This window comes from Citrobacter sp. Cb080 (genome assembly GCF_030334745.1).
Lineage (GTDB): Bacteria > Pseudomonadota > Gammaproteobacteria > Enterobacterales > Enterobacteriaceae > Citrobacter > Citrobacter braakii.
Genome location: NZ_JAOWDG010000076.1, coordinates 1 through 5,618 on the forward strand (window position 1 = coordinate 1; position 5,618 = coordinate 5,618).

At 52.7% G+C, this 5,618-nt stretch carries 6 protein-coding genes; 5 read left to right on the forward strand and 1 reads right to left on the reverse strand.

Annotation, left to right across the window (positions count from 1 at the left end):
- From OGV38_RS15750 to OGV38_RS15770, 5 genes are all read left to right on the forward strand, one after another.
- The coding region (locus OGV38_RS15750; RefSeq protein ID WP_286473824.1) for a host cell division inhibitor Icd-like protein at positions 1–94 on the forward strand (94 nt) is incomplete at its 5' end.
- Entirely contained in the window at positions 91–318 is a 228-nt protein-coding gene (locus OGV38_RS15755; RefSeq protein WP_001216599.1) for a hypothetical protein, read from the forward strand. The genes OGV38_RS15750 and OGV38_RS15755, both read left to right, overlap by 4 nt.
- Positions 315–635, forward strand: a complete 321-nt coding sequence (locus tag OGV38_RS15760) for a DUF5375 domain-containing protein (protein WP_000743146.1) — start codon at positions 315–317, stop codon at positions 633–635. Before OGV38_RS15755 ends, OGV38_RS15760 begins: the two co-directional genes overlap by 4 nt.
- A gap of 14 nt (positions 636–649) precedes the next feature.
- Positions 650–2,983: a primase-helicase zinc-binding domain-containing protein gene (locus OGV38_RS15765; protein ID WP_193146801.1), complete on the forward strand. Its 2,334-nt coding sequence runs from the start codon at positions 650–652 to the stop codon at positions 2,981–2,983.
- Between the two features lie 492 nt (positions 2,984–3,475).
- Positions 3,476–4,285: a hypothetical protein gene (locus OGV38_RS15770; RefSeq protein ID WP_286473956.1), complete on the forward strand. Its 810-nt coding sequence runs from the start codon at positions 3,476–3,478 to the stop codon at positions 4,283–4,285.
- Positions 4,286–4,319: 34 nt separating this feature from the next.
- On the opposite strand, the gene OGV38_RS15775 is transcribed toward OGV38_RS15770, so the two are convergent.
- Positions 4,320–5,527, reverse strand: a protein-coding gene (locus OGV38_RS15775; RefSeq protein ID WP_117086587.1) for an IS3 family transposase whose coding sequence is annotated in 2 segments (ribosomal slippage) — positions 4,320–5,206 and positions 5,206–5,527 — 1,209 coding nt in all. Because the reading frame shifts where the segments join, the coding sequence is not laid out codon by codon here.
- Positions 5,528–5,618 lie beyond the last annotated feature (91 nt).

Here is a 5,618-nt window from a genome sequence, read left to right on the forward strand (position 1 = left end):
TGCCGGTGATGAGCACGCCGCACGTCTTTCTCTCGTTCGCGATTACGTTCTCTCGTTCGCTGGCCGTCTGCCGGTTGCGGAGGTGCGCGCATGAGACACACCACCATTACCGCCCGTGACCTCGAATGTCTGGAGCATATGCGCAACGTCGGCCAGCTCGTCGGCGACCTGATGCAGGTGCAGGACTGCGCCACCGTTCGTCGTGACCCGGCGCAGCAGTTACAGCTCACCTCCGTGATTTACCTCATGACCGCCCAGCTCGACGGCGTGGTCGAACGCTGCAATCAGCAGTGGCTTACCGGGGAGGGTAACGTATGAAAAAGCCATTACCGCCCGTATTACGCGCCGCGCTGTATCGTCGCGCAGTGGCCTGTGCATGGCTGACCCTGTGCGAACGCCAGCACCGCTACCCGCACCTCACCCTCGACGCGCTGGAAAGCGCCATTGCCGCCGAGCTGGAGGGCTTCTACCTGCGCCAGCACGGCGAGGAAAAAGGCCGTCAGATTGCCTGTGCACTGCTGGAAGATTTAATGGAAGCCGGACCACTGAAAGCCGCCCCGTCGCTGTCCTTTCTCGGGCTGGCCGTGATGGATGAGCTTTGCGCCCGTCATATCACGTCGCCGGTACTGCACTGAGGGAGAAAATAACCATGAAAATGAACGTAACAGAAACCGTAAAACAGGCGTGCGGCCACTGGTCGAACATTCTCCCGGCACTGGGTGTGAGGGTGATTAAAAACCGCCATCAGTCCTGCCCGGTATGCGGCGGCTCTGACCGTTTCCGCTTTGACGATAAAGAGGGGCGCGGGACGTGGTTCTGCAATCAGTGCGGTGCAGGTGACGGGCTTAAGCTGGTAGAGAAAGTATTTGGCGTGACCCCGTCAGAAGCTGCCGGAAAGATAAACGCCGTGACCGGCAACCTGCCGCCGGTTGCCCCGGAAGTGATTGCGGCCGCAGAGGCTGAAACGGAGGCCGACCGCAAAGCGGCGACCGCGCTGGCCGTCAGGCTCATGGAGAAAACCCGACCGGCCACCGGCAACGCCTACCTCACCCGCAAGGGTTTCCCCGCTCTGGAATGTCTGACGCTCACCGTCATGCATAAAACCGGCGGCGTGACGTTCCACACCGGGGATGTGGTTGTCCCGCTGTATGACGATACCGGCGCACTGGTTAACCTTCAGCTTATCAATGCTGACGGTCTCAAACGCACTCTGAAAGGCGGCCAGGTTAAAGGGGCATGTCATGTCATCGAAGGGAAAAAACAGGCCGGAAAACGCCTGTGGATAGCGGAGGGCTATGCGACCGCGCTCACCGTACATCACCTGACCGGCGAAACCGTCATGGTGGCACTGTCGTCGGTGAACCTCCTTTCTCTGGCGAGCCTTGCCCGTCATAAACACCCGGCCTGTCAGATTGTCCTCGCCGCCGACCGTGACCTTAACGGCGACGGCCAGAGTAAAGCCGCTGCGGCCGCAGATGCCTGTGAGGGCATTGTTGCCCTGCCGCCGGTGTTCGGTGACTGGAATGATGCGTTTATACAGTACGGCGAGGAAGCCACGCGCAAAGCCATTTATGACGCTATCCGGCCTCCGGCACAAAGTCCGTTTGATACCATGAGTGAGGCGGAATTTACCGCCATGAGCGCCAGCGACAAGGCTTTGCGGGTGCATGAGCATTACGGCGAAGCGCTGGCGGTGGATGCGAACGGCCAGCTCCTGTCCCGCTATGAAAACGGCATCTGGAAAAATATCCCTGCCGCCACTTTTTCACGGAATGTGGCTGATTTATTCCAGCGCTTACGCGCCCCGTTCTCATCCGGGAAAATTGCCTCGGTGGTGGAGACCCTGAAACTGATTATTCCGCAGCAGGATACACCGGCGCGCCGTCTGATTGGTTTTCGCAACGGGGTACTCGATACCCAGAGCGGCGTATTCAGCCCGCACCACAAATCGCACTGGCTGCGCACGCTGTGCGACGTGGATTTTACCCCGCCGGTGGAAGGGGAAACGCTGGAGACGCACGCGCCGAACTTCTGGCGCTGGCTCGACCGTGCGGCCGGTAAAAGTCCACAAAAACGCGACGTGATTCTGGCTGCGCTGTTTATGGTGCTGGCGAACCGTTACGACTGGCAGCTCTTTCTCGAAGTCACCGGTCCCGGCGGGAGTGGCAAAAGTATTCTGGCTGAAATCGCGACCCTGCTTGCCGGGGAAGATAATGCCACGTCAGCCGATATCGACACACTGGAAGACCCGCGCAAACGTGCATCCCTGATTGGCTTCTCGCTAATCCGTCTGCCAGACCAGGAAAAATGGAGCGGCGACGGCGCAGGGCTTAAGGCCATCACCGGCGGCGATGCGGTCTCAGTTGACCCGAAATACCAGAACCCGTACTCAACACATATTCCGGCAGTGATTCTGGCCGTGAACAATAATCCCATGCGCTTCACCGACCGCAGCGGCGGGGTGTCACGTCGCCGGGTGATTATTCACTTCCCGGAGCAGATTGCGCCGGAAGAACGCGACCCGCAGCTCAGGGATAAAATTGCACGCGAGCTGGCCGTCATTGTGCGCCAGCTTATGCAGAAATTCAGCGACCCGATGACCGCCCGCGCACTGCTCCAGTCGCAGCAGAACTCCGACGAGGCACTCAGCATCAAGCGCGATGCTGACCCGACGTTTGATTTTTGCGGCTATCTGGAAATGCTCCCGCAGACCAACGGGATGTTTATGGGTAATGCCAGTATTATCCCGCGTAATTACCGTAAATATCTTTATCACGCGTATCTGGCCTATATGGAGGCTAACGGATACAGGAACGTGCTCAGCCTGAAAATGTTCGGGCTGGGGCTGCCCATGATGCTGAAAGAGTTCGGCCTGAATTATGAGAAGCGGCACACCAAGCAGGGGATACAAACCAATCTGTCGCTGAAAGAGGAAAGCTACGGCGACTGGCTGCCGAAGTGCGACGAACCCGCAGCAACATAACCTCACTCAGACCGGCAACAGCCGGTCTTTTCCTTTCTGGCCATTGCCACAAGGTGAACAATCCACTGTTCACCCCTCACCGTATACCCACCCTGTATCACTATGAAATCATTGATAAAAAACCAGAGGTGAACAGTGTGAACAGTAAAACCTGAAAAAACTTTTTATCACCCCGCGCATCGCCCGACCGGACAGATCCAGAATGAGCAAAAATCACAAAGGTGAAGAGTCGACTGTTCACTCTTCACCAACTCATCACCACCTAACCACATGATATAAAATGATAAATAACCAAGGTGAACAGTGTGAACAGTTAAATGCAAAAAAACTTTTTGTAACCATAGTCGAAACTAGTGCTTGAATGGAAAGCACTGCGTGCCCATAGTAACTAAAATGTTAATCCTTGATAGAAATCTCAATAATCGATTCATCCTTATGTTAAACAAGCATATATTTTAAGTATTCTCATGCGACATAAAAGGAATCATTTAAATGGATGATGATAATTTTGATATTATTGATTTTAGAAATGAAATAGATAGTTTAAACCCTTCTAATAAGAAAAGATTAGCAGAACAGTTCGCTCTTGCAGCATTAGGGAGCATACCTTGGATTGGAGGTTTTTTAGGTGCTATTGCAAATTTTAAAAGCGAAGAAGGCAATATAAAATTAAACTCATTACAAACAAAGTGGCTTGAAGAACATCATAAAAAACTAGAAAATTTAAATTCAACTTTAAATGTTATAGCAAAGAGATTTGAACAACTAGGCGAGGATATCAACGAAAGACTTGAGTCTGAGGAGTATCTAGATTTAGTTCGCAAAAGTTTCCGAGTATGGAATGATGCTGATACACAAGAAAAAAGACAACTAGTATCTAATATGATAACTAATGCTGTCAGTTCTAAAATATGTTCTGATGATATTATTCGTTTATTTATAGATTGGCTTAACATTTATCACGAAGTTCATTTTCAGGTTATCAGGATTATTTATCAAAATCCTGGCGTAACCCGTTATGAAATATGGATGGAATTGCATGAAATAATTCCGCGCGAAGATTCGGCTGAGGCTGATCTCTACAAAATGTTAATTAGAGATCTGTCAACAGGTGGAGTGATTAGGCAAGCACGTAATACCACAGAAGATGGTCAGTTCTTAAAACAAAGGCATGCTCCGCAAGCCAAGCGAGGCACATCAACGCTTGAGTCTGCTTTCGAGAACACAAAATCTTATGTACTGACCGAACTAGGAAAGCAATTTGTGCACTATGCAATGAATGAAGTAGTGACCAAGTTGTGATCTTGACCCTCCATCTCCGAACAGCTTTTGTATCTTAAGTTAACGATGTCCGCTGCCGCCGGTATTCCCTCGGGGAGTGATATCCCAGCGCGCTGTGCGGGTGGTTTTCATTGTAATGCGTGAACGCTACTGCAAGGTTTCGCAGTGCTGTTCTCACATCCGGTTTTGGCATGAACGCGATATAGTCTTCTTTCATCGTTTTCACGAACCGTTCGGCCATGCCATTACTCTGCGGGCTGCTCACCGCTGTTGTGCAGGGCTCCAGATTCAGCTCTCTCGCGAACCTCCGCGTTTCATACGCGGTATACGCTGAACCGTTATCCGTCAGCCACTGCACCGCTGTGTCGGGCAACCTGTCGCCGAAGCGCTTTTCCACCGACCTCAGCATCACATCCTGCACGGTCGAACTGTCATAGCCTCCCGTGCTTGCTGCCCAGTCTATGGCCTCACGGTCGCAGCAGTCCAGCGCGAACGTTACCCGCAGTTTTTCGCCGTTGTCGCAGCCGAACTCGAAGCCATCTGAACACCAGCGCATATCGCTTTCTGCCACCGCTATCTTGCCCTTATGTTCACGCTTCGGTCGCTCTGGTTTGTGATGCAACAACAACAGGTTATGCTCACGCATTATCCTGTAAAGCCGTTTGGCATTCACAGGTAGCTGTCCCTCTGTGCGACGTTGCTTGCGCAGGATGCCCCACACGCGTCGATAACCATAACTCGGCATATCGCTGATAATGTTGAGGATAGCCGACAGTATTTCTGCGTCTGCTTCTTCATTACGCCGGTTACAGCGCCTGTCCTGCCAGTCGGCAGAACGGTTAATCCGCAGTGACAGTTGCGCACGCGACACGCCCATGGTCCGGCAGACCATGGCTATTCCCCGTCCTTTGGCAACAAGGGCGCGTGCGCTATCCATTTTCGCGACTGACCGTACTCCACGGCTTCTTTCAGGATCTCAACTTCCATCGTCTTCTTGCCCAGAAGGCGCTGAAGCTCCCGGACCTGCTTCAGAGCAGCAGTAAGCTCAGAAGCAGGAACGACTTCCTCTCCAGCCGCAACGGCGGTGAGGCTGCCTTCCTGATATTGCTTCTTCCACTTAAACAGCAGGCTGGGCTGGATACCATGCAGGCGGGCGACATGGGAGACATTCATACCCGGCTCCATCGTCTGCTGGATAATGGCGATCTTCTCCTGAGGAGTTTTACGTTTACGGACTTCTTGCCCTAACAGGATCCCGGTCATCTCAAAATTGGCGTTAGTGTTAGACATATATTCAAGCCTATCTCTTATCTGGAGATACAGCTACTGTCCGGTGTTTCAGGGGGCTACATCA